1 protein-coding gene is annotated in these 1530 nt (G+C 38.4%); it reads left to right on the top strand.

The window, feature by feature from the left end:
- The first annotated feature begins 123 nt into the window (after positions 1 to 123).
- Positions 124 to 1491 (top strand): IS5 family transposase, encoded by a 1368-nt coding sequence (locus ABVT42_RS22275; RefSeq protein WP_353898152.1) that lies wholly within the window; start codon positions 124 to 126, stop codon positions 1489 to 1491.
- Positions 1492 to 1530: the final 39 nt, after the last annotated feature.

The raw sequence follows: 1530 nt of genomic DNA, 5'->3' as shown, positions 1-1530 counted from the left end.
TAGTCGTCCCTGAAAAACAGCTTAACACTCTGAAATTTAATAAAAAATCTCTAATTAATAACTCACTTTTCGACCAGAAATGTTAAAATACGCCATCACTTCCTGGTCGAAATGTAAAACATAATGTTGACAAAAAGTGCAGAGCATCACCAAACTAATTTATTCGGAACTGACTTGTTGCTTCAGTTAGATCCTAACGATCCCCTGATTCAATTATCGACCCGAATCCCCTGGTTAGATTTAGAAAAAAGTTTTGCTCAATATTACACTCAAGGAATTGGCGCACCGAGTAAACCTATTCGTCTGATGGTAGGTTTACTCTTACTCAAACACTTGGAAAACTTAAGTGATGAAAAGTTAGTGATGCAATGGAAACGTAATGCTTACTATCAGGCATTTTGTGGCATGAAAGAGTTTCAACAGGATGTGCCTTGTCATGCGACAGAGTTAGTTTATTTTCGCAAGCGTATAGGACAAGCGGGTTGTGAAAAACTGTTTCAAATGAGTGTGGGTTTACATGGTCAAGCAGCTTTGGAAGATGTCGTCAATATTGATACGACGGTTCAGGAAAAAAATATTACTTACCCAACGGATGCGAAGCTGGCGATTAAAATGATTAACCGTTTAAATAAAATGGCGAAGTATTTTGGGATAAAGCAACGTCGAACGTTTGCCAAGGAAGTGAAGGGTTTGCGATTGGACTTAAGACATTTCCGTCATGTTAAAAAGCGTAAGAAGGCTAAACGAGCCCTTAAACGTTTAAGAACGATAGCTAACACTTTAATCCGGGAATTAAAGCGTAAACTGCCAGCGGAAGCGATGACAGAGCGGATGGAGAAAGACTTTGCTTTGTATGAAAAAGTTTTATCTCAACAACCCAAAGATAAAAACAAAATCTATTCACTGCATGAGCCTCATGTTTATTGTATTGCGAAGGGAAAAGATAGTGTTCAGTATGAGTATGGCAATAAAGTCTCTGTGGCCAGTACGGCGAAATCGAACGTTATAGTGGGAGTTGTTAGTCATCCCAAAAACATTCATGACAGTCACACGTTAGAGGAAGTTTTAGAGCACGCCAAAACCTCAAGAGGTAAAAGTGTTTTACAGGGTGTTTGTGATAGAGGTTATCGAGGACAGTCGTTTGTGAATGAAACAGAAATTATTTTACCGAAAAAAGGGTTGAAGAAAGATAGTCGTTATCAGCGGGATAAAAAACGCAAACGATGTCAAAGGCGAGCAGCGATTGAACCAATAATTGGTCATTTGAAATCTGATTATCGATTATCGAGAAACTACTTGAAAGGAAAAGTGGGTGACCATTTGAATTTGCTAATGGCGGCGACTGCCTGGAATTTGAAAAAGTGGTTAAACGATTTTTTTGTCTGCATTTTTACAGCGATAATTCAGCTATTTGGCATTATGCTTAATCGCCTGACGAGATTTGTTGCGTTAAACTCAATGATAAAAGCGCTTCAACGTGCATTTCCTTGAGAGAAAATTGATGAGTTTTTCTTTTTTCAGGGACGACTA

The sequence above is a fragment of the Aliikangiella maris genome, assembly GCF_040719265.1.
GTDB classification, from domain to species: Bacteria; Pseudomonadota; Gammaproteobacteria; order Enterobacterales; family Kangiellaceae; genus Aliikangiella; species Aliikangiella maris.
Note: the sequence above shows the minus strand (reverse complement) of the source record. Positions and strands in the feature narration are given on the sequence as shown.